We start from the raw sequence: 23,890 nt of genomic DNA on the forward strand, positions 1-23,890 counted from the left end.
GTGACAGATATATAAAAGGCGAAGGTTGCCACTGGCGAAACAAAGCAGGGGCGATTAGCGCCCCTGCAGAAGATTATGGTGAGATCTTCTTCTGGTCGTTTCTGTGGTTCACCCAGGCGTTGATCAGTAGAGTACCGCCGAGAATCACGCCCACCACCGTCAGCGAGATGCCGACGGGAATGTGATAGAACTCGACGATCAGCATTTTGATACCGATAAACACCAGCACAATCGCCAGACCATATTTCAGCATCGAGAAGCGCTCTGCCACGTTAGCCAGTAGGAAGTACATGGCGCGCAGGCCGAGAATCGCGAACAGGTTTGAAGTCAGCACAATGAACGGATCGGTGGTCACCGCGAAGATGGCGGGAATACTGTCCACAGCGAAAATCACATCGCTCAGTTCAACCATGATCAGCACCAGCAGCAGCGGCGTAGCAAACAGCACGCCGTTTTTGCGGGTGAAGAACTTCTCACCGTCCAGGCTATCGGTCATACGCAGATGCTTGCGCAGCCAGCGCACTACCGGCTTGTCGCCAACCGTGCTGTCATCTTCTTCTTTCGCCAGCGCCATTTTCAGGCCGGTGAACAGCAGGAAGGCACCAAATACGTACAGAATCCAGCTGAACTGGGTAACCAAATAGCTGCCAGCGAAGATCATAATGGTACGCAGCACAATCGCGCCCAATACACCATAAATCAGCACGCGACGCTGTAGATTCGCCGGCACAGCGAAGTAGCTAAACAGCATCAGCCAGACAAAGACGTTATCAACCGCCAGCGCTTTCTCTAAAACGTAGCCGGTGAGGAAAGCGAGAGTTTGCGCGGTGGCGACTTCGCGCCCGGCGGTGCCGTCGAGATACCACCAGAAGGCAGCGCTGAACAGCAGTGAAACGGAGACCCAAATCAGCGACCAGACCGCTGCTTGTTTGAATGACATGGTTTGTGCGCCGCGTCGGCCCTGTAACAGCAGGTCGATCGCCAGCATGATGAGCACCACGACAGCAAAGCTGCCCCAAAGTAGCGGTGTGCCAACTGAGTGCATAGTCGTATCCTTTTCCAGAAATAAAAAAAGCGGCTGAAGTCAGAAGACGTCAGCCGCTTTGATCGTGCTGCAAGCAAACCTCGCCTTCCGGCAAGGTCTCACTTACAACTCAGAATGGATTCCGGGTTGCCTGACGACCGGATGCGTAGCGCATCGTAATGACGATCAGTCAGCGTAGAAGTTACTCCCCTTTGCAGCGCTCAACATACGGAGTTCGATAATCGCTTTCAAGAGGGGTCCAGAAATGTTTTGCAATATTTACACTTCAGCCTGATCTGCCGGGAATACCACGCCGGTCTGGCGGCGAATTTCCGTGAGCAGTTGCGCCGTAATGCGCGAGGTTTCTAACCCCGCATGCTCAACTTCACCGGCTTCTACCAATTTGGCGAAGGTTGCGGCTTCATACAGCATGGTGTTGATGTGCTGCGGCTGCGTCAGGTTTTGGCTCTCGCCGCCGCGCGGGATAAAGCGCAGCTGCTGGCATTCGGAGATCTTTTCAATTATCAGCGATCCCGCTTCACCCTGAATCTCACTCGGGATCAGTGAATCACTGACCTTTGAGTGCAACAGCGTGACATCAAAATCGCCGTAGCCCAGCACCACCACGCCATGCGCATCAACACCACTTTCCAGCAGCGAAGCTTGCGCTTTGACCTGCTGCGGCGCACCCCACAAGGTGACGGCGGCGGCGAGGCAGTAAAAGCCGATATCCATGATTGAGCCGTTCGACCAGCGAGGATTAAAGGTATTCGGGTTCTCGCCATCCAGATAGCGTTGATAACGCGAGGAGTACTGGCAATAGTTGATCAGGGCTTTGCGCAGTTTACCCAATTGTGGCAGCGTTTTTTGCAGTTGCAGGAACGTCGGCAGGCTGGCGGTTTTAAAGGCTTCGAACAGCACAACTTGATGTTGGCGCGCGCAGGCAATCATCGCCTCGGCTTCACGCAGGTTAGATGCCATCGGCTTTTCGCAAATCACATGCTTGCCGTGCGACATAAACAGGATCGCCTGCTCACTGTGCAGCGCGTTCGGACTGGCGATATATACCGCATCAATCTCACTGCTGGCGGCAAGCTCGTCAAGTGAGGTGAAGGTCAGCTTGCAGGGATAATCCACCACAAAAGCGTCGGCCTGCTGCTGATTACGCGAGTAGACGCCGCTCAGCTTCATCTTGCCGGTTTCATGCGCGGCGTCGATAAACTGGCGGGTAATCCAGTTGGTTCCCACGATGGCGAAACGAATCACGTGCTGCTCTCCTGCTAAAGTAAAACGGCAGAGTAACATGTTCATCTGAGCGCCAGGCAGGCGAAATTTGATCCTGAGATCCGCATTCCAATATGATGATGCCGCACAACTTTTTAACCGACTTAGCGGGGACGCGCGGGTGAGTGGAAGTAAACATGCTCTGAACTGGACCACATTACTGATCGCCATCCCCGTTGGATGCGTGGCCTCGCTGGTGACGCTGGCTTTTCGCGGCGTGATCGATGTCATTAACCGCCTGCTGTTCAACAGCGATAACGAAATCACCGTAGCGATGCATGTCTGGCCGTGGATCTTTTGGCCGCTGCTGGTGGGCGCGGGCGGCGTTATCGCCGGTTTTTTCCTGCGCTATGCGGTGGCGATTGAGAAACAGGAAACGGTGCAGACCGATTATCTGGAAGTGATCAACGCGCGGCTTGATGCAGTGCCGACCAAAACCTCGCTGTTCCGTGCGCTGTCGTCGATTGCCAGTATCGGCAGCGGCGCGTCGATTGGTAAAGAGGGGCCGATGGTGCAGCTATCGGCGCTGAGCGGCAGTTTAATCGGGCGCTGGCTGCCCAAATCGCTCAATCTTCGCAACAGCGATATCGTGGCGATGGCCGCCGCAGCCGGACTTTCGTCGGTGTATCACGCGCCGCTGGCGTCGGCGATATTTGTGGCGGAAATCGCGTTTGGCATTTCGGCGCTGCAGCGCTTGATTCCGCTTATTATCTCGTCGGCGGTGGCGGTAATGACCATGTGGTCGCTGGGTTTCCGCAGCGCGCTTTATCCGTTATCCGAAGCGCTGTTTCAGATGGATATCAGCAGCTTGCTAATGACGTTGCTGATTGGTTTTGTCGCTGGCATCGCCGGTTGGCTGCTAATAAAACTCATTGCGCGCAGCAAGGCGCTGTTTGGCCGGGTGCGTTCGCTGCCGTTGCGGCTGGGCGCGGGTGGATTAGCGGTGGGTTTTCTGGCGCTGATCTCCACCGATATTCTCGGTAACGGGTACGAAGTGATCGTCAAAATCATTGATGGCCAATATCTGCTGATGGGTTTGCTGGGATTGCTGCTGTTAAAAACGCTGGCGACCACGCTGTCGGTTGGCTCCAACGCGGTGGGCGGGTTGTTTACCCCTTCATTATTGATCGGCGCACTGCTCGGCGTGGCGCTGGCGCAGATGGGCGTGATGCTGCATTTACCGGTCGGCAATACCTTGCTGTATGCGGCAATCGGCATGGCGGCGGTGCTGGCGGCGGTAAGTCAGGCACCGTTAATGGCGATGCTGATGGTGTTAGAGATGACGCTGAATAGTAGCCTGCTGTTCCCGATCATGATCGCGTCGGTGCTGGCGTCGATGGTGGTCTATCGCTTGCAATCGTCCAGCACTTATCCGGTGGTGAGCAGTCACTTCAGTCGTTCCGAAGCCAAGTATGATTTCGATAACATGCGCGTTGACCAGCTGATCATTCCCGGCGCAGCGCTGCAGCCGGAAGAGTCGGTGGGGCAGGCGTTGGCGGTGAGCTCACTCAAGCGTGAACGTTATGTGTATGTAATTAATAGCGAAGGGCAATTTCTTGGTGTGGTGTCGATTCACGATATCTCACGCAAGGTGCTGTCGCAGGAGATCACGCTGCATTCGCCAGTCAGCAGCGTGATGGATAATAACTTTCCCTGCATTTATCAGAATCAAAGTATGCGTGAAGGTTGGGAAGCCTTTGCCCGCGTCACGCTTGAGCGGCTGCCGGTGCTGAATAACCCGCAGGAGCGCCGTTTTATGGGCGCACTGACCAAAACCAGTTTGATTCAAAAAGCGCAGGAGTTTCTTTAAGCCGCGTTGCCGCGCATCGCCTGGTCGGTCATCCACAAGCGAGCGTCAAACTCCAACTGATGATAATCCGGTTCCATGTGGCAGCAGAGTTGGTAAAAGGCTTTGTCGTGCTCTTTCTCTTTAAGGTGCGCCAGCTCGTGCACCACGATCATGCGCAAAAACGCTTCCGGTGCGAGGCGGAAGAAAGTGGAGATGCGAATCTCCGCTTTGGCTTTGAGATTGCCGCCTTGCACGCGCGAAATCGCCGTATGCAGCCCCAGCGCGTGCTTCATCACTTTGATCTTATTGTCCCAAATCACTTTGCTCACCGGCGGCGCGCTGCGCATATAGCGGTTTTTCAGCGCCTGGGTGTAATCATAGAGCGCACGATCGCTGACGATATTGTGCGTATCGGGATAGCGTTGCTGGAGAAATGAACCTAAACGCTCATGTTCGATCAGCGTCTGAACCTGCTCGAGGATGTTTTCAGGGTAACCCTGCAGATAGATTAATGACATTGGGATTCCCGGCGAAAGACAGTATACTGCGCCCCCTTTTTAGGGCGAAAATCGCGCAAAGTGTACCACGCCGGAGATTCCATGAGCCAACTTGAACTGACCAATCGCACGCTGACGCTGCACCGCTTCCCGCCTATGCGTGAGGAAAGCCCGCTACAGGCGTGGGATTCCGCCGATGAATACCTGTTGCAGCAAGAACTGCCTGAGGGACCGGTATTGGTGTTCAACGATAGCTTTGGCGCGCTGACCTGCGGGCTGGGCGCTCGACCTGTGTGGCACGTCAGCGATTCGCTGCTGAGCGAACAGGCGGCAAAACAGAACCTGCGTCTCAATGAGATGGATGAAGATCAGGTGCACTTTATCGATAGCCTGGCGCCACTGCCCGCCGCGCCGGCGGTGGTGATGATCAAAATCCCCAAAGCGCTGGCGCTGCTGGAGCATCAACTGCGTGCATTGCGCGAAGTGATCACGCCAGACACATTGATTCTGGCGGCGGCGAAAGCCAAAGATATTCACAACTCCACGCTGCAACTGTTCGAGCGCATCCTCGGCGAGAGCAAAACCTCGCTGGCGTGGAAAAAAGCGCGTCTGATTTATAGCCGCTACACGGCGCCTCAATTAGCGGATCAGCCTGCGACCACCGTTTGGCCGCTGGATGATTCTGAATACCAAATCCACAACCATGCCAACGTGTTTTCCCGCGCGTCGCTGGATGTGGGCGCACGCTTCTTTATGCAGCATCTGCCTTTTGACATTGAAGGTGAGATTCTTGATCTCGGTTGCGGCAATGGCGTGATTGGCTTGCTGGCGCTGGAGCAGAATCCGAACGCGGACGTGCTGTTTTATGACGAATCCTACATGGCGGTGGCATCAAGCAAACTGAATGTAGAAGTGAACCGTCCGCAGGATATGGCGCGCTGTCAGTTCCGCGTTAACAACGTGCTGAGTGGCTTCCCGTCCGATCGCCTGCACGCGGTACTGTGCAACCCGCCATTCCATCAGCAACACGCGGTGACCGATCATCTGGCGTGGCAAATGCTGCGTGATGCCAAACGCTGCCTGCAGTATGGCGGCGAGTTGCGCATCGTCGGCAACCGCCACCTCGGCTATCACGTCAAAATGAAAAAGCTGTTTGGTAACTGCGAGCTGGTGGCGTCCAACGCCAAGTTCGTGGTGCTGCGTTCGGTCAAACTGCGTTAATTAGATACTTAGCGCCAGTTCGGTCGCCTGAGCTATGGCGCGGCGAGCATCCAGCTCCTGCGCCACATCTGCACCGCCAATCACCCGAACGGATTTACCTCGCGCACTGAGCTGCTCCGCCAGCAGGCGCAGCGGTTCCTGTCCGGCACAAATCACCACGTTATCTACCGCCAGCGTTATCGCTTCGCCCTGATGACGCAGATGTAATCCGGCATCATCAATCTGCAAATACTCGACGTCGCCCCACATCTGCACGCCGTGCGCCTGCAAGCTGGCGCGGTGGATCCAGCCAGTGGTTTTTGCTAAGCCTGCGCCCGGCTTGCCGGATTTACGTTGCAGCAGCCAGATTTGCCGATCGGCGGGCTGTGGCTGTGGCGCAATCAAACCGCCACGCGCCTGCAGGCTTCGGTCGATGCCCCAGCTTTGGTAAAAATCGTCATGGCTGGATTGATGCAGCAGAAACTCGGCGGTATCAAAACCAATGCCGCCCGCGCCGATAATCGCCACGCGTTTTCCCACCGGTTTTTTATCGCGTATGACGTCGAGGTAGCTCAGCACGCTGGGATGATCGATGCCGGGAATCGCCAGCTGGCGCGGCAAGATACCGGTGGCGATAATCACTTCGTCAGCAGCTTCCAGTTCGTCTGCGTCTACGCGGTGATCCGTCTTAACGGTTACGCCTGCGGCAGCAAGCTGATGACGGAAATAGCGCAGCGTTTCACTGAATTCGGCCTTGCCGGGAATCTGCCGGGCGATATTAAACTGCCCGCCAATTCGTGCGTCGGCTTCGTACAGCGTGACCTGATGGCCGCGCTCCGCCGCCTGCAGCGCGAACGCCATGCCTGCGGGCCCAGCACCCACCACCGCTAACTGCTTCGGCTGTTCGGTGGCGATCACCGGCATCAGCGTTTCATGGCAGGCGCGTGGATTCACCAGACAAGAGGTGACTTTGCCGACAAAGATTTGATCGAGGCAGGCCTGATTACAGGCAATGCAGGTGTTGATGGCATCGGGCTGGCCGGTTTCTGCTTTACGGACGAAAGCCGCATCGGCGAGGAAAGGGCGCGCCATTGATACCATATCGGCGATACCGTCACGCAGAAGCTGTTCAGCAACATCGGGATGGTTGATGCGGTTAGTGGCAATGACCGGCACCGACACGCGCTCGCGCAGATGCTGCGTGACCCAGGCAAAACCGGCGCGCGGTACGCAAGTGGCGATGGTAGGAATGCGCGCTTCATGCCAGCCAATGCCGCTGTTAAACAGCGTAACGCCACACTGCTCCAGCGCTTGTGCCAGCGAAAGTGTCTCTTCCAGCGAGCTGCCGTTATTAACCAGATCGAGCATCGACAGGCGGAAGATAATGATGAAGTCGCTGCCGACGGCATTGCGCACCGCTTGCGTCACGGCTAACGCAAAGCGCTGACGTCGCGCCACATCGCCGCCCCAGTCATCCTCACGCTGATTGGTATGCGCTACCAGAAACTGATTAATCAGATAACCTTCCGAACCCATGATCTCCACGCCGTCATAGCCGGCCTGTTGCGCCAGTTTGGCGCAGTGTGCGAAGTCCTGAATGGTTTGATGGATATCCGCATCGCTGAGCGCTTGCGGCGTAAAAGGATTGATCGGCGCCTGTAACGCCGAAGGGGCAACCAGATCGCGTTGATAGCTGTAGCGGCCAGCATGCAAAATCTGCAGCGCGATTTTCCCGCCTTCTGCATGCACCGCATCAGTGATGACGCGGTGCCAGTTGCACTGACTTTCCTGGTTTAGGATCGCTCCGCCTTGAGCCACCACGCCTTGCGAATTGGGCGCAATACCGCCGGTGACAATCAGCGCCACGCCTTCACGCGCGCGCTCAGCGTAGAAGGCGGCGAGACGCTCTGCGCCATCGGCGTGTTCTTCCAATCCGGTATGCATCGAGCCCATCAGAAAACGGTTTTTAAGCTGGGTAAAGCCCAAATCCAACGGGGCAAACAGGTGGGCATAATGTTCAGACATGATCACATACTCAGAAAGTGGTCGGATGAGTGAACTCTAGCGGGATTTTGCAGGGAAGGAAATGTGCGGCGTTCAGCCTGTGAGAAGCATCAAAAAAAAGCAGGGCGGTAAGTCGCAGACGAAAGTATCGGACTTCTTTCGCCAGGCACGGGAAGAAACCTACTCGCCCTGTAATAGCATGAAGAAGGGGCTAATAAATTAGCTCTGTGGTTATTAATTCCTTTAAAACTCAATCTTTTTAAAAACTGTCCGGGGTAAGGACAAGGCACATCATGCCATGTCACTACACTGTTTATCCGCAAGACTAGTCTTGATTTTTCTTTTAGCACGCTCCATTACGACGTGCGAGTTCGATGATATCGACCAGGTTTTTTGACTCAAGTTTTTGGAATATTTTTGTTTTATAAGTACTGATGGTTTTATTATTTAATCCCAGCTCGCAAGCGATGGTTTTATTTGATTTTCCTTGTGCGAGTTGCCGTAAAATCAAATTTTCACGATCCGTCAGGCGAGAAAGCATGTCTTGCTCATTCGCATAACGCTGACGCTTATCCAGAATGTCACCAGGCAGATAATTCACGTTGTTAGAGACGCAACCAATCGCGGCGATCAGGGTTTGAATGGGATCGTAAGTTGACACGAACCCGTTAGCGCCCTGGCTAAGTGATTGTATAGATAAGTGATTATTTCCACCCTGGCTTATTAGAATGACTTTCATCCAGGTTTTTGATTTAACGATGTCTCGTAAAAATGCGATGCCATTTTTTTCTTTAAAGTCAGGATCTAATATTAGTATGTCGATGTGATGATGAATGATATCATCAATTCCATCGTTAATTGTGTGCGCAGTAGTGACACAATTAAAACCATTCATTAATAATAAAGCCTGCACGCCGGCGGCAACCAAACGATGCTCATCAACGATGAGGATTTTTGCATTAAACATATCTCTCCCTTTAACGCCACCATAATGATGACGTTGACGGTCATTATGTCCGGCGGATTAATAGGGCGAACCGAGAAATGTCTCGATAAGATTATGATTCTAGGAAAAGTGATGATTTTTCAGGCGAAGTTCTGAAAATTCTAATAGCGTTTGATTTACACGATCTATTTCCACTGTAATTTTCGCTATTAATGTTTGCGCATCATATGCCTCCTCGCGGTGCACCTCTAATTGACGACCTAATTTCACCAGAGCATGCGCATTCAAAATCGCGGCACCTCCTTTTAGTTTGTGGCCGAGTTGTGACAGCGCACTGGCTTCCTGAGTTTGCTGTAATTCTGCCAGCAACGTTTCGTGGCTGGTGCGGATGCTGGCAATCAACGCCAGGCAACTTTCAACATCACGTTCAGCCAACTGGGTTAACAGTGGAGGGAGATCGGCAATAGCGCTTTCTGCACCATCATCATCCTGAATAAATTCTTCAGCGGCAGGCGATGGCTTTGAGTTCGTCGTGCCACGTCGGGTGCAATGCTCAATCTGCGCCAGTAAACGATCCAGATTCAGAGGCTTAAACAGGCAGTCATTCATGCCAGCCTGCAAACAGCGTTGCATGATGTGTTGTTCGGCCGAGGCCGTTAGGCCGTACAACATAATCGGCGGTAAATGATGCAGTTGCTCATATTGGCGGAGCGCCTCAGCAAACTGAAAGCCGTTCATTGTCGGCATATTGCAATCGGTGATGATTAAATCAAAACGCAGTGGCGCTTGCTGCCACAGCGCTAGCGCTTCGGCAGCACTTTCGCTGACCACCACCTGATGGCCTGATAACTCAAGTTGCTTACCGAGTAGCAAGCGATTGGGAGCATGATCGTCAATAACTAACACTGAGAGTTTGTCAGAGAACACAGGATGCGACAGATGCGGTTGGGTCTGATCGCGTGGTTCTCCTTGCGGTGCACGGAAATAAAAAGAGAAGACCGCTCCTTCGCCCGGTGCACTTTCTACAATCAGCTCGCCATCCAGCAAGTGCGCAAGATTACGGCAAATACTTAATCCTAATCCGGTGCCCAGCTGCTGTTGATGGCGTTCGCCGACCTGGACAAAGGGTTCAAAAATGGCATGTTGTTGATCTTCCGTCATACCACAACCGTTATCGCTCACTTCAATGACAAATTCGCTGCCTTCCTCTTCCTGCGCGATACCTTGCATCAGCACCACGGTAACTGTGCCTTCTTCCGTAAATTTAATAGCATTACTTAAAAGATTAGAGAGGATCTGGTTGATCATCAGCGGATCGGTTTTCACCCAATAGGCGGCGATATCCATTTCGACACGTAGATCAATCCCTTTGCTTTCGGCTTTGTTGCGGAACAGTGCGACAGCTTGCTCAATGACATCCGGCAAATAGACAGTTTCCGGCGTGGGTTGATACATACCGGATTCGATCTTTGAAAGATCGAGTACATCACCAATTAATGATAACAATGCGTGTGCTGAACTGTAGGCAACACGAATATTCTCTGAAAGTGAATCCGTGGACTGCGAACGTGTTTCCAGCTCTAGCAAGCCAATAATGGCATGCAACGGGGTGCGGATCTCATGGCTCATACTGGCGAGGAATTCGCTTTTGGAACGATTCGCTTTATCCGCCGCATCTTTTGCCAGCTGCAACTCCTGCAACAGCGCATTACGTTCGGTCACATCCAGCCAGCCACCAATTACGCCTGCTACATCGCCGAGACGATCGCGAAAAGGTAATGTCCAGTTGTAGAGCTGGAGAGGTTGTTGATCAAATACCATATGGATATCGCGCATCACGGCTTCGCCATCGCGCAAGGTTTGCTGATAACCCTCTTCAATACTTTGGATGCTGGCATTATTGCCCGTAAATACGTCGGATAGCCGTTTACCAATCACCTCTTCACGCTGGAAATTCATATAGCGCAAATAGGCTTTGTTACAGTCAACCAACCGGGTATTTTTGTCGCGAATATACATCGCGACCGGCGATTCATTAAATAGAGTATGGGTGAAATTGAGTTGATTCTTTAACGCATTTTCGGCCTGAATGCGCTGTTGAATGACCTTACGCAAATGACGGTTCCACAACAAAATAAGTACAATCAGCCCGGACGAAACTGAAACAATCATCAGGATCGCCTGTTTATAGTTCTGCCATGAAGCGCTAATAAAAGGGGTTTCTGCCTGCCGCCACTGCGCCAGCAGTTTGAACAGTGTTTCGGGAGGGATCGCTAATAAGGCTTTATTGAGAATGCTGACCAACATTTCATTACCGGGCTCAACACGCATAACGAAACGTGCTGGATCGGCACCCAGCGTACTCTCAACATGTAACGCATCGCCAAAATGATTACGTAGCAGATAATCTGCAAAAATTTTTGGCAGCACTACGGCATCAATCTTGTGCTCTTGCAACTGGCGCAGGGCATCAATTGGATCATCACTGTTAGCTAAACTAAGGTGGGGATAATGCTGCAACATCCACTCTTTCATCGTTTGATTGCTCAGCATTAATACTGAGCCAAAGGGGAAGGAATCGCGTCCGACGATATTGCGGGGTTTCTGATTGCGGATGATCACCCAATGCGACACCAGCCATGGTCGGGTTGTTAACTGAGGATGCGCCTCGTCTTCCCGATCCAGGATATCCATGGGAAACAGGCGAGGAGAATTATATTTATCGCTGGAGGGTGATGCTGCTCCCAACGCATGATTACTGAAATTCAGCCCGGTCAGATTGGCGATCAGTTCCAGCACATCAACACTCATGCCGAGGAAGGGCATTTTCGCTGTACGGCTACTTAACGGGGCTAATTTGGTCGGTAATAAGGTGCTTATACGTGAGTGATCCTTCAGCCACTGCTCCTCTTCCAGGGTTAATGCGAGTGGATTACGTTGCAAAACATGGTGAACATCAAGCTGCCAGCGTTTGGCTATCTGCATGCGAATAGACAGCGGAATTTGCTGCAATGCCTTATTAACCGCTTTTGCCAGCAAGGGAAAGTGTGGACTAATGCCAAAGCTAACGTTCATTGGAATGCTGTGTGCGTCTGGCGCTATTTTAAGCGCATTAGCAAACAGATATCGGTTGAGATGATTTAGCGTTGCGGCATTTCCCCAAACCTGCCCAGTCTGATTAAAAACCACGGACGCAACTGCATCATAATAGCCAGGAAAGCGCACCAGTTGGTCGCCATGATAGTTACTTTCCAGATATTCGCGTCGTTGCGGTGCTCCGGACCAGGCGATACGTTGGCCCTGTGAAGGACTCAGGCTGATTGCGTGTTCTGCTTTAAAGCCAACCACGCTGTAATCCAACATCCAGGGTGCACTTGAGATCAACTGTTGTGGCGGTGAAGTGGGTAACACAACATTGATCGCCAGCATCTGCATCTCGCCACTGATCACGGCTTTCTGCGCGGCGCTGTGATCAGGATAGTAATAGAGCTCAATGGTGGTATCGAGCATGCTTTGTATCAGGGAGAGATAATCGGCACTCAGCCCTTCAAAGCGTCGTGTGTCGGTATCCATAAATAAAGGAGGCTGCGGCTGACCCGCTACTGCGACTTTGATCACTTTGTTGCGAAATTCCGAAGGAATGGGTTCGGCTAATTGCAATGCGGGTTGCGCAGTATCATATCGAGCCAGAAGCTGCAGTGTTTTTTCCGTTGCAGATGATGTACAGGAAAATAAAGCGACCAGCAATAGCACTGTCCGGCGAAAACTTGCGAGCGAATTGAACACGGCTACATCTCGAGAAAAGTAATGATATTAATTACAGTGAGGACATTGGAGTATAGAGATATTTATATACTTCTCTCCCCCTATTTCAATAGTGTCAATATTTTGCGACCATTCTCAAAAAAACAACCTGTCGTTAAAGAAAACGCTTGAGCATTCAAAAACTCGATTTTATTAATTGTTCACTTTATTCAAAGTGTTAACTATGTCTTGTCCTTTCAAGACAATTCTTATGTGGTCTTATTGTGGAGTTAAGTCAGAATTTTCGCAGTTTAACGTGAGTGGACAACATAAAAATCTATTGCGCTGAGAATTGAAAGCCAGTTAAACGACGTGAATAATCTATTTTCTGGCGAAAGCGTGTGGGAAATTATAATGCTGAGATGAAATTATTATCTCAATCTTTTCATATTAATATCATCAGGTCACTTCAGCTGGTGTGGTTATCACAATTGGACAAAGTTAAAACTGTAATAAAGGAATATATAAATGGTATATGCACACAATAAACAAGTGCGTGTTGCTGTCCTTGATGATCACCCAATGGTCCGTACCGTTTTCGAGTTGTGTTTAAAACATGAGCCCGATATTCATTTGGTGGGAACCTGGGCTTCAAGTAATGAATTATTTAATCAGCTAAGAAGTACTGTGGTTGATGTGCTGGTACTGGATTTCCTGCTGGGTGAGCGTGAACTGGATGGTTTGGCGTTGGTGAAACAATTGCGTAATCACTATCCGCAGCAAAAAATTCTCATCTCATCTTCAATGGAAAGTCCTGCCATCGTCAAAATGGTGCTCAGCGCGGGTGTGAAAGGTTTTATTGGTAAAAGCCACAACATGCAGGAAATTACGCATGCGATTCGTCAGGTGGCGCAGGGACGTTTGTTCTTGTCCAAAGAAGTCGCTTACGAAGTGGAGAATCTCTATGTAATGAGCGAAGAGTCACTGGATGATAGCCTCGATTTCAGCAGCAAAGGCAACATGTATGAGAAGGTGAAAACCCTCAGTCCGCGCGAAGTGGAAGTGGTACGTTGTTTCCTCGACGGTTTGAGCGTGTCGCAAATTGCCGTGAAGTTTAAACGCAGTCGTAAAACCGTGAGCGGACAGAAACAATCTGCGCTGAAAAAACTCGGTTTGCGCTCCGATTCTGAGCTGTTCAAATACAGCCACGACCTGATGTCAGGCTATTAATTCTGTTCTGCGGCGGCCAATTACGGCCGCCTTTTTTCCTTTCTACATCACATGCTTCACGTTCCAGGTAACACCTTCTCGTAACATGTTTTAAGGTGATCTTTGTCACAGTTTAAAGCTGCATAACCCGGTCTGATGACCCCCATTGCGACAGCACTTATGGGGACGTTATGAATATCGATACGCAATCCGGCGTAATCACCGGAAAAAAACAAGTCAGCGTTGCGCAGCAGCAGGTGAAATGGGACGGCAAAGGTACGCTGGTGCGCATTACGCGCGGCGGCATTTGTGGCTCCGATCTGCATTACTATCAGGAAGGTAAGGTCGGCAGTTTTGAGATCAAAATGCCGATGATCCTTGGGCATGAAGTGATCGGCTACGTGGTCGAGAGCGATAACTCGAATCTCAAACCTGAGCAAAAAATCGCGGTAAATCCCTCAAAGCCCTGCGGCACCTGCAAATATTGCCAGCGCGATCAGGAAAACCAGTGCACCACCATGCGCTTCTTCGGCAGCGCCATGTATGTGCCGCACGTTGATGGCGGTTTCACTCAATATAAAGTGGTCGATAGCGCGCAATGCGTGCCATTCCCGCAGGATGCTGATGAAACAGTCATGGTATTTGCTGAGCCGCTGGCGGTTTGCATTCACGCCACGCAGCAGGCGGGCGATCTCACCGGCAAGCACGTGTTTATCTCGGGCGTGGGGCCAATTGGCTGCCTGATTGCGGCGGCAGCAAAAGCGCGCGGCGCTGCCTCCATTGTGTGCAGCGATATCAGCGAGCGTTCACTGGAGATGGCGCAGCAGATGGGCGCAACCGACGTGATTCATGCCGCAGAGGGCGATTTCGCGCCATACCTCGCCGACAAAGGCTATTTCGATGTGGCGTTTGAAGCCTCTGGTCATCCTTCTTCGCTGCAGCGCTGCCTTGATGTGGTGTGCGCCAAAGGCACGCTGGTGCAGGTTGGTATGGGCGGCACCATCCCAAACTTCCCGATCATGGCCCTGATTGCCAAAGAGATTAATCTGGTCGGCTCATTCCGCTTTACCCATGAATTCAACACCGCCGTCGAATGGCTGGCTACTGGCGTGGTAAATCCGTTGCCGCTGTTCAGCGGCGAGTTCGCCTTGCAGGATATTGATGCCGCGCTGCAGTTTGCCGGCGATAAAACCCGTGCCGCTAAAGTTCAGTTAACTTTCTAAGGAGCAGTGATGAGCCAGTTATTTTCCCTCGAAGGCAAGCGTGTGCTGCTAACCGGTTCGGCGCGTGGTATTGGATTTTTGCTGGCGCGCGGCTTAGCAGAAGCCGGTGCCGAAGTGATCGTCAACGCCACCACGCATGAAGGCGCAGAGAAAGCTGCAACCCAATTGCGCGAGCTCGGATTCCGTGCACATGCCAAAGCGTTTGATGTCACGCAATCGGCGCAGGTTAAGCAGGCGGTGGATGAGATTGAAGCGGAGTGGGGCGCGATTGATGTGCTGGTAAACAATGCCGGCATTCAGCGCCGCCGACCTTTCCTGGAATTCCCGGAGCAGGACTGGAATGACGTTATCGCAGTCAATCAGACCGCCGTATTCCTGGTTTCACAAACCGTGGCGAAAAAAATGGTTGAGCGTCAGCAGGGTAAAATCATCAATATTGGTTCGATGCAGAGCGAATTAGGGCGCGACACTATCACGCCTTACGCGGCCTCCAAAGGCGCGGTGACCATGCTAACGCGCGGCATGTGCGTGGAGCTGGCGCGCCACAATATTCAGGTCAACGCCATTGCGCCGGGCTATTTCGTTACTGAGATGACACAAGCATTGGCTGATGATCCTGCTTTTACCGGCTGGCTCACCAAGCGCACGCCAGCCGCACGCTGGGGCAAGCCGGAAGAGCTGATTGGCGCGGCGGTGTTCCTCGCTTCCGGTGCGTCGAATTTCGTTAACGGGCATCTGCTGTTCGTTGACGGTGGCATGCGCGTCGCCGTGTGATGCCTGTGCGCGGCTGGCGTTATCGTCGGGCCGCGCCTAAACCTTAATCACCCCTCTGTATTCCTAAGGATAATAAAAAATGCCAATAACCATCATTGTGCTGGGTGTGATACTGCTGCTGGTGTTGATGATTGTATTTAAGGTAAATGGCTTCATTGCGTTGGTGTTTGTCTCGGCGGTGGTCGGTATTGCCGAAGGCATGACGCCGCTGAACGTGATGGCGTCGATCCAGAAAGGTATCGGCTCCACGTTAGGCGGATTAGCGATGATCCTCGGCTTCGGCGCCATGCTGGGGCGGCTGGTTTCCGATACCGGTGCCGCACAACGGGTGGCCACCACGTTGATCGCCGCGTTTGGTAAAGAGCGGCTGCAATGGGCGCTGGTAGTGACCGGACTGATCGTCGGCCTGGCAATGTTCTATGAAGTTGGCTTCGTACTGCTGCTGCCGCTGGTGTTCACTATCGTGGCGGCTGCCGGTTTGCCGCTGCTGTATGTCGGCGTGCCGATGGTGGCCGCGCTCTCGGTCACACACTGCTTCCTGCCGCCGCATCCTGGCCCAACGGCGATTGCCACCATCTTTGGCGCCAATCTCGGTACAACGTTGCTCTACGGCATGATCATCACCATTCCAACGGTGATTATTGCCGGGCCGGTTTTCTCTAAGTTCCTTAAAAGCTTTGAGAAGTCACCGCCAGAAGGGCTGTACAACCCAAAAATTTTCACCGAAGAGGAGATGCCGGGCTTTGGTATCAGTATCTTTGCCGCAGTGATTCCCGTGGTGCTGATGGCGATTGCCGCCGTCTTTGAGTTGACCACGCCAAAAGAGAATGCGCTGCGTCAGTTCTTCGAATTCATCGGTAATCCGGCGGTAGCGCTGTTTATCGCGGTGGTAATCGCAGTGCTGACATTGGGGCTGCGCAATGGCCGTAAGATGGAAGAAGTGATGGATATGTGCGGCGAATCGATTGCCGCCATCGCCATGATCATCTTTATCATCGCAGGCGGCGGCGCGTTCAAACAGGTGCTGGTGGACAGCGGCGTGGGTAACTACATCGCCGATATGATGAAGGGATCGTCACTGTCACCGCTGCTGATGTGCTGGACGGTGGCGGCGATGCTGCGCGTGGCGCTGGGTTCAGCTACGGTGGCCGCCATCACCACCGCCGGTATTGTGACGCCGATTATCGCTGCCACGCATGCCGATCCGGCCTTGATGGTGCTGGCGGTAGGTTCCGGCAGCGTGATCGCTTCACACGTTAACGATCCCGGCTTCTGGCTGTTTAAGGGCTACTTCAACCTGAGCGTGGTGGAAACCCTGAAAACCTGGACGGTGATGGAAACGCTGATCTCGATTCTCGGTTTAGCCGGCGTACTGGCGCTCAACGCAATAATTCACTGATCGACAAGGCTTCACAAGGATGTGAAGCCCTCAACCACGCGTGCGGATCCACGAGAAACGGGATTGATAGCCGCTGTCAAAATGGGTGTTGTAGCGATAGCTGGAACCCGATTCCGCCATGCAATAAGTACAGACGTTCAGCACTTCAATATGTTCCGCTACCATTCCCCGCTGTAACAACAAGCGCCGCGCCAGATTAGGCAAATCAAACCAGATTCCATCTTGCTGGGCCCGCGCCTGCGGACGAATCGCTTGTGCGTTATGCGGCTGCTGAGTGGAATAGGGTAACGGCGGAAGATCGTGACGATCCTGCATCTGTGTCACCAGATCGTTACCCAGCTCATAGCAGCACGGCCCGATCGCCGGACCGATGACCACACGCAGCGTTGCACGGCTAGCGCCGCGTTCCAGCAGACGATCAATCGCGTTGTTCAACACGCCGCCGAGCGTGCCTTTTAATCCGGCGTGCACCGCCGCCACTTGCCGTTGTTGCGGATCGGCAAATAACACCGGCAGACAATCAGCGGTATACACCGCGACCGGCAGATGATCTTCGCCAATCAAACCATCTGATTCGCAACGCTTAGGCGGGATGTTTTGATTAGCCAGCAGCACATTGGCGCTGTGACGCTGTTGGCCGTAAGCGGCATTGGCTGGAACAGGCTGGCCCGCCGGCTGAAACGCGTATTCCAGCCAGGAAAAATCATCCAATAGTCTTGATCGTGGACCGCTGTGTGGGTGCTGTGCCATAAGTGTCTCCTCTCACCAAACGGCTGCTTTCTGCTGCCCACAGCTTACGTTAACTGCTACATTTTTAAAGCTTTACAAAAACTGACCCTAATCACTTAAGGATGAAATGATGAAGAAAACCACATTGCTGGCGGCGTCCGGCTTAATGGCGTTGGCGTTGACCGGTTGCGCGCAACCTGCCAAACAGCAGGCTCAGCAACATCTCGGCCAGCAATCGGTACTGGCAGTGAACTGGTTCCAGCAATCCGGCGAATATCAGGCATTGAGCTGGCAGGCATTTAACAGCGCGCGCATGGCTTTTGATCAGGCGCCATCGCTGGCGGGTAAACCGAAAGCGGTTATCGTCGATTTAGATGAAACGATGATCGATAACAGCGCCTACAGCGCGTGGCAGGCAAAAAATGGCCAGCCCTTCTCGGGTAAAACCTGGTCAGCGTGGACGCAGGCGCGTCAGGCAACCGCCGTGCCGGGCGCAGTGGAGTTTGCCAACTACGTCAACAGCCACGGCGGCACTATGTTCTATATCTCCAACCGCGATCAAAAAGACTATGCCGCAACGGTGGAGAACCTGAATAAGTTGGGCTTCAGCGGCGTGAGCGAGAAAACGGTGCGCCTGAGCACCGGCAATTCCAACAAGCAAGAGCGCTTCGATGCGGTGAAAAACGCTGGTTACAACGTGGTGCTGTATGTGGGCGACAACCTGAATGACTTTGGCGGTTCAACCTGGCATCAGGGAAATGCGCAGCGTCAGCAGTTCGTGAGCCTCAACCATCAGCGTTTTGGCACTCAATTCATCGTGCTACCGAACCCGCTGTATGGCGACTGGGAAAGTGGCATGGCAGAAAACTACAACAAACTAACGCCTGAACAGCAATTGCAGGTGCGTGAAGCGCGTATGAAAGCGTGGAACGGTAAATAATTCGTCAGGTGAAAAAGCGTCTGCTTAGGCAGGCGCATTCATGCCCTCTTCAGGTCCAGTTATATTTACACTCCTGCGTAACTATTATTCACCTCACGGTTTTCCTGATCTCTTGCTTTATTTATGAAGAACGAACAGTGAATTATATTGCCTTGCTGGCGCAATGGCAGTGAATCACGCTAATCATAAGTTTTATAATTAGGAATTTTCCCAGCTCAAAAGGTTTAATTCTTATCGCCACTTGAAAGGCACTGCGTTATTACGTGTATATTTTTGTAATTGCATTACGAATATTATATTTAAAGATTCTCTTATTGGACTGTTAATAATGATTTTTATCAATCACGTCCAATGCTTGCCTGCTTGCATAAACTTACCAAATTCATACGTTTATTGAAGTTTTGTTTACAAAAAGACGCATTTTGTCGACGTCAGAAATATTCCTGATGCAACACTATGCTTAAGCGTCTATAAACAATTTCTGTGAGGAAGTTCTGCTTTCATCCTCAATTGTTCTCCATAGCCGCGTTTAATGACGTCGCTATTTTCCTGAAAGCGATATTTATAAACGTTGAGAGAAGATTATTGTGACGACCCTGAAACCCTTATTAGCGATAAATCGCAGTCTGGCTTTGCAGCGCCGCGCGCGGTTAATTCAGCAATCTGCAGAGGAATCAACGCCATGAATTTAAGCACGCTTCGTCAGGATATTCCGGCTGGTTTGGTGGTGTTTCTGGTCGCGCTGCCGCTCTGTCTTGGCATCGCGCAGGCGAGTGGATTGCCACCCTTTGCTGGTCTGCTAACCGGTGTGATTGGCGGTTTGCTGGTTACTGCGCTGAGCCCTTCGCGCTTTGCCGTTAGCGGCCCGGCGGCGGGATTGGTGACGATAGTGGTCGCATCGATCGCCACGCTAGGCAGTTTCTCCGCCTTTCTCACCGCGCTGATCCTGGCGGGTGTGTTGCAGTGCCTGTTTGGCTTACTGCGTGCCGGACGCTTTATCGCGCTGGTGCCGAGCAGCGTGATTAAAGGCATGCTGGCGGCGATTGGTATTCTGCTGATTATGCAGCAAATTCCGGTGGCATTCGGCGCGGCGGGAGATGTCGAGCTGCTGTCGCTGGTTAACGGGGAGTTTCAATTTTCGAGCAGCGCGATGCTGGTTGCTGGCGTGGGTTTAGTCATTCTCTGGCTGTGGACCACGCCGCTGATTAAATCGGTTAAAGCGCTGAGCTGGATGCCCGGCCCGCTGGTGGCGGTGCTAGTGGGCTGTGCCGCCACGGTGTTTGGCGATCGTCTGTTCCCGACGCTGGCAGAAGGCTTACCGCGCATCACGCTACCTGCGTTCGATAGCATGTCGGCGCTGGTTGCGGAGCTGGAAACGCCAGACTGGCAAGCGTGGCAGAACCCTGCGGTGTGGATGGTGGCGATAACGCTGGCGCTGGTCGCGAGCCTTGAAACCCTGCTCAGCCAGGAAGCGCTGAAGAAACTGCGTCCGCAAAATCCCGCCCCTTCACCCAACAAAGAGATGTTTGCGCAGGGCGTTGGTAACCTGACCGCCGGTTTTCTTGGCGCGATGCCGATTACTGCGGTGATCGTACGCAGCTCGGTGAACGTGAGCGTTGGCGCGCAAACCAAGCTGTCGATTCTGATTCATGGTGTGCTGCTGTTAATCTGCGGCCTGTGGTTCAGTAATCTGCTCAACGCGATTCCCCTTGCCAGCCTTGCGGCGGTACTACTTTATACCGGCTATAAGCTGGCTACACCGCGCCTGTTCATTGAGCAGATACGCATGGGGCCGCAGCAATATGTGCCATTCCTTGCCACCATCGGCGGGATTATCGTGTTTGGCATGCTGGCCGGCATTGGAATTGGCATCGCTACCCAAATTCTCTACAGCATCTATAAAAGCCATCGCAACGCCTTGCAGCTCACGCGTCATGATGGTCACTACGTTTTACGCCTCAAGCAAAATCTGACCTTTATGCACAATCCAAAACTGCAGGGATTGCTGGCGGAGATTCCGGAAAACAGTGTGGTGGTTGTGGATAACGATAACGCCGAGTATATGGATCCCGACGTTAAAGCGGTGCTAAAAGACTTTGGTGAAAACGCGCGTGAACGTGGCATTCGTCTGAGTCAGTGGCCTGTTGCGGTGAAATAGCAATAAGTCTGCGCTGGAATAGCGGTTTTAAAACGAAAAATCGGATATCTCGGATAGCCGATTTTTTTCTTTACAGGGCATAATTGCCGCAAGTTTGATCCTTTGTCTCTGGTGTTTCCACAATGCCATTTGGCCCGACGCTGCTGTTTATGGCAGGTTGAGCGCCGTCCAGCCGCAGAGTAGGATGACGAACACTTGCTTAATTACCGAATCATCGCACGGTTATTTCCGGTTTAATGCTTGCTGATGCCTATGGCTGATGGCGGCACTTTCCAGGTTACAGGGTTCAGACGTATGCGCGTTATGCTGTTTGAAGAGAATAATTTTAAAAAGAATGCTCTCACGCTGTTCTTCATTACGCTGTTTTTCTGCTTTATCGGCAGCCATTTACGCATCCCCGAAGAGTTCTCGCTGTTCTGGCCGGTGAATGCGCTGGTGGCGGGACTGATAGTGCGGAATCCGTTTTTGCACACCACCTCCAGTTATATGGTGTGTTTCAGTGCGATGGTTTTTAACGACACGGTATTTTCCGGCTGGGCGCTACCGGCGTTTACCGTCAATTTTGCCAATATTCTGTTTATCCTCGTCGCGGTCAGCATGCTGATCAAACATCTGCAGCGTCCTTCCGCTAACAGTCAGGTATTCAATGCGATGCGCATATTTCCCGCCTGTTTTCTTGGCGCTGCGGCGTGTGCGACCTGGGGCGCATGGGCGCAGGATATCGATTTCAATGCGCGCTTTATCGTGGCGTGGGGCGACTGGTTTAGCGAACAGTTCTCCACTTCGCTGATGCTGCTGCCGGTGATGCTGGCGCGCCCGCTGCGCACCGTTTCACCGCGCACCTTGCTGCATCCCGGTAAACTGCTGCCGCTGGCAGCGGTCATCTTGTCGCTGATCGTTGGAGCATTGATTGGCGGGGCAGGCAGCCTGACATTCCCGGTTCCTGCGCTGATCTGGTGCGCTATCGTGTTGCCGATTCCGTTGACCAGTTTGGTGATCCTGATAACCGGTATCACCGAGATTGTGCTAGTGTCGCACGGTGTCATGAACATTCAGGGTGACGATGCGCTGCTGCCGATTAGCCATCTCACCTCCGCACGCCTCGGCGTCGCTACCGTCGCGCTCAGTCCATTGCTGGTGGCGGTGAGCATGGATGCCATCCGCCAGCTGAATCATCGCCTTGCTTTGCGCGCTAATTTTGATTTCCTCACCCAGTTGCTGTCCCGTTCGGGTCTGTATGAAAGTTTGAGAAATGAACCTTTTTCGTTACAGCGGGAAGCGGGCGTAGTCATGCTTGATGTCGACTATTTCAAGGCTATTAACGACAATTTCGGCCACGATGCCGGTGATTGCGTATTGGAAGAGATTGCGCGGCGCATTCAGCGCGTGGTCGGTAATCGTGGCATGGTATGTCGATTCGGTGGCGAAGAGTTTGTGATGGTGATGTTCGATTGTAGCCATAGCCAGCTCTATCAACTTGCTGAGACAGTGCGCCAGGCGATGGTTAAAGAGAAGTTCTGGATTCAGGGCAACACGGTAACGGTAACCGCCAGTTTAGGTCTGGCGCGCGGCAGTGCGCAGAGCGAACGTGAATGGCCTGGCGTAATTAATCGTTTAGTGTCAGCGGCGGATAAGAATCTCTATCTCTCCAAACGTAATGGCCGTAATCAAACCTCACCGGCGATGGAGCCGCGAAGCATGATGAATGACGTGGCCTGAGCCACGTCCGCCTTTTACACGCTGCTTTTCAGTTGGCTGGTTTGTTGATGACGCTGTTGCGCCAGCTCAATCAGACGTGAAATCAGATCGCTGTAGCTTAAGCCCGCCGCCTGCCATAACTTCGGATACATGCTGATGTTGGTGAAGCCGGGCAAGGTATTCACTTCATTAACAATGATCTCGCCGCTTTCCGTCAGGAACACGTCAACACGCGCCATACCAAAACACTCCAGCGCCTGAAACGCGGTAATCGCCACCTGACGAATTGCCTCGCTGGCTTCATTGCTGATCGCTGCTGGCACCACCACTTGCGCGCCGCTTTCGCTGATGTATTTGGTATCGTAAGAGTAGAAGGCATCATGGACTACCACTTCGCCGCACGGGCTGGCTTCTGGCGCATCATTGCCAAGCACCGCACACTCAATCTCCCGTCCCTTGATCCCTTGCTCGATTAAGACTTTGCGGTCAAACGTAAAGGCCAGATCCAGCGCAGCATCGAACGCCTCAGCGCTGTCCACTTTGCTTACGCCGACTGACGATCCCTGATTAGCCGGTTTGATAAACAGCGGCAGACCAAAGCGGGCAATCACGGCCTCAGCATTAATACTCGCGCGCTGTGCCTGCGTCACGCTCAGCCAGGGGGCGACGTTCAGCCCGGCATCACGCAGCAGGCGCTTGGTGAAATCTTTGTCCATGCTGACCGCAGAACCGAGCACGTCAGAGCCGACAAACGGCAGATTCGCCATGCGTAATAAGCCCTGTAGCGAACCATCTTCACCCAGCGTGCCGTGCACGATGGGGAAAATGACATCCAGCTGTGACAACGGCTGCGCCTGCTGACGGGTAATCAGCTGCTGGGACGAACTTCCCGGTACTAGCGCGACATTTTCACCTGAACGATTAAGGGCAATCAGCTTCGGATTCTCAGCGTTGAGCAAGAATCCTGATGCATCATTGAGATGCCATTCACCCTGTTTATCGATCCCCAGTAACACCACGTCATACTTGCTCTTATCGATGGCTTCGAGGATGTTTTTGGCTGATTGTAACGACACTTCATGCTCGGCTGATTTGCCGCCAAACACGATCCCTACGCGCTGTTTTACCATTGCTATTTGTCCGATTGCGATAAAGCGAGCCAGTAAGATAACACGCCCAGGACAGCCATCAACAGCCTTGCTTTTTCCTACGTAACGCCGCGCAAAACAGCCCCTCTCAGCGCCCTTAGTCACGAGTTTAAACAATTATTCA

At 52.6% G+C, this 23,890-nt stretch carries 17 protein-coding genes; 9 read left to right on the forward strand and 8 right to left on the reverse strand.

The features are described 5' to 3' along the window. Positions 1-73: 73 nt before the first annotated feature. The gene (locus FHW71_RS14105; protein ID WP_008103489.1) at positions 74-1,045 is read right to left on the reverse strand and encodes a TerC family protein; all 972 of its coding nucleotides are present in this window, start codon (positions 1,043-1,045) and stop codon (positions 74-76) included. A 258-nt stretch (positions 1,046-1,303) separates the two neighbouring features. Next, positions 1,304-2,290 carry a Gfo/Idh/MocA family oxidoreductase gene (locus tag FHW71_RS14110; RefSeq protein ID WP_179452286.1) on the reverse strand — a complete coding sequence of 329 codons (987 nt, stop codon included), beginning with the start codon at positions 2,288-2,290 and terminating at the stop codon, positions 1,304-1,306. Between the two features lie 139 nt (positions 2,291-2,429). On the opposite strand from FHW71_RS14110, the gene FHW71_RS14115 reads away from it, so the two are divergent. Next, positions 2,430-4,118, forward strand: a complete 1,689-nt coding sequence (locus FHW71_RS14115) for a chloride channel protein (RefSeq protein WP_061720386.1) — start codon at positions 2,430-2,432, stop codon at positions 4,116-4,118. Here FHW71_RS14115 and FHW71_RS14120 read toward each other — a convergent pair. After that, positions 4,115-4,615 (reverse strand): M48 family metallopeptidase, encoded by a 501-nt coding sequence (locus FHW71_RS14120; protein ID WP_008103482.1) that lies wholly within the window; start codon positions 4,613-4,615, stop codon positions 4,115-4,117. The genes FHW71_RS14115 and FHW71_RS14120 overlap by 4 nt on opposite strands. Positions 4,616-4,696: 81 nt before the next feature. Between FHW71_RS14120 and rlmG the strand changes: the two genes are divergently transcribed. Then, positions 4,697-5,815, forward strand: coding sequence for a 23S rRNA (guanine(1835)-N(2))-methyltransferase RlmG (gene rlmG / locus FHW71_RS14125; protein WP_008103480.1), 1,119 nt, complete (start codon positions 4,697-4,699; stop codon positions 5,813-5,815). On the opposite strand, the gene FHW71_RS14130 is transcribed toward rlmG, so the two are convergent. The 3 genes from FHW71_RS14130 to FHW71_RS14140 all read right to left on the reverse strand — a co-directional run bounded on the left by FHW71_RS14130 (position 5,816) and on the right by FHW71_RS14140 (position 12,530). Then, positions 5,816-7,819: an NADPH-dependent 2,4-dienoyl-CoA reductase gene (locus FHW71_RS14130; RefSeq protein ID WP_179452070.1), complete on the reverse strand. Its 2,004-nt coding sequence runs from the start codon at positions 7,817-7,819 to the stop codon at positions 5,816-5,818. A gap of 322 nt (positions 7,820-8,141) precedes the next feature. Further along, positions 8,142-8,765, reverse strand: a complete 624-nt coding sequence (locus FHW71_RS14135; protein ID WP_008103476.1) for a response regulator transcription factor — start codon at positions 8,763-8,765, stop codon at positions 8,142-8,144. Between the two features lie 99 nt (positions 8,766-8,864). Further along, a complete protein-coding gene (locus FHW71_RS14140) occupies positions 8,865-12,530 on the reverse strand; it encodes an ATP-binding protein (protein WP_179452071.1) in 3,666 nt (1,221 codons plus the stop codon). Between the two features lie 486 nt (positions 12,531-13,016). Here FHW71_RS14140 and FHW71_RS14145 point away from each other — a divergent pair, with 486 nt between their 5' ends. From FHW71_RS14145 to FHW71_RS14160, 4 genes are all read left to right on the forward strand, one after another. Continuing rightward, on the forward strand, positions 13,017-13,718 hold the full coding sequence (locus FHW71_RS14145) for a response regulator transcription factor (RefSeq protein WP_008103473.1): 702 nt from the start codon (positions 13,017-13,019) through the stop codon (positions 13,716-13,718). Positions 13,719-13,888: 170 nt separating this feature from the next. Further along, positions 13,889-14,920 (forward strand): L-idonate 5-dehydrogenase, encoded by a 1,032-nt coding sequence (gene idnD, locus FHW71_RS14150; protein WP_179452072.1) that lies wholly within the window; start codon positions 13,889-13,891, stop codon positions 14,918-14,920. 9 nt (positions 14,921-14,929) lie between these two features. After that, positions 14,930-15,694 (forward strand): gluconate 5-dehydrogenase, encoded by a 765-nt coding sequence (gene idnO / locus FHW71_RS14155; RefSeq protein WP_061720380.1) that lies wholly within the window; start codon positions 14,930-14,932, stop codon positions 15,692-15,694. A 79-nt stretch (positions 15,695-15,773) separates the two neighbouring features. Then, on the forward strand, positions 15,774-17,093 hold the full coding sequence (locus tag FHW71_RS14160; RefSeq protein WP_008103467.1) for a gluconate:H+ symporter: 1,320 nt from the start codon (positions 15,774-15,776) through the stop codon (positions 17,091-17,093). A gap of 30 nt (positions 17,094-17,123) precedes the next feature. Here the strand turns inward: FHW71_RS14160 and FHW71_RS14165 are convergent, their stop codons facing one another. Beyond that, a complete protein-coding gene (locus tag FHW71_RS14165; RefSeq protein ID WP_179452073.1) occupies positions 17,124-17,843 on the reverse strand; it encodes a polyphenol oxidase family protein in 720 nt (239 codons plus the stop codon). Positions 17,844-17,952: 109 nt separating this feature from the next. Here FHW71_RS14165 and FHW71_RS14170 point away from each other — a divergent pair, with 109 nt between their 5' ends. The 3 genes from FHW71_RS14170 (at position 17,953) to FHW71_RS14180 (ending at position 22,639) form a co-directional block, all read left to right on the forward strand. Further along, positions 17,953-18,762, forward strand: coding sequence for a 5'-nucleotidase, lipoprotein e(P4) family (locus FHW71_RS14170; RefSeq protein ID WP_179452074.1), 810 nt, complete (start codon positions 17,953-17,955; stop codon positions 18,760-18,762). 682 nt (positions 18,763-19,444) lie between these two features. After that, a complete protein-coding gene (locus FHW71_RS14175; RefSeq protein WP_179452075.1) occupies positions 19,445-20,920 on the forward strand; it encodes a SulP family inorganic anion transporter in 1,476 nt (491 codons plus the stop codon). Positions 20,921-21,214: 294 nt separating this feature from the next. Continuing rightward, positions 21,215-22,639 carry a sensor domain-containing diguanylate cyclase gene (locus tag FHW71_RS14180; RefSeq protein ID WP_179452076.1) on the forward strand — a complete coding sequence of 475 codons (1,425 nt, stop codon included), beginning with the start codon at positions 21,215-21,217 and terminating at the stop codon, positions 22,637-22,639. Positions 22,640-22,653: 14 nt separating this feature from the next. Here the strand turns inward: FHW71_RS14180 and ddlA are convergent, their stop codons facing one another. Then, on the reverse strand, positions 22,654-23,748 hold the full coding sequence (gene ddlA / locus FHW71_RS14185; protein WP_179452077.1) for a D-alanine--D-alanine ligase: 1,095 nt from the start codon (positions 23,746-23,748) through the stop codon (positions 22,654-22,656). Positions 23,749-23,890 lie beyond the last annotated feature (142 nt).

Origin of the sequence: Enterobacter sp. Sphag1F, from assembly GCF_014193275.1 — a bacterium.
Taxonomy (GTDB): Bacteria; Pseudomonadota; Gammaproteobacteria; order Enterobacterales; family Enterobacteriaceae; genus Pantoea; species Pantoea symbiotica.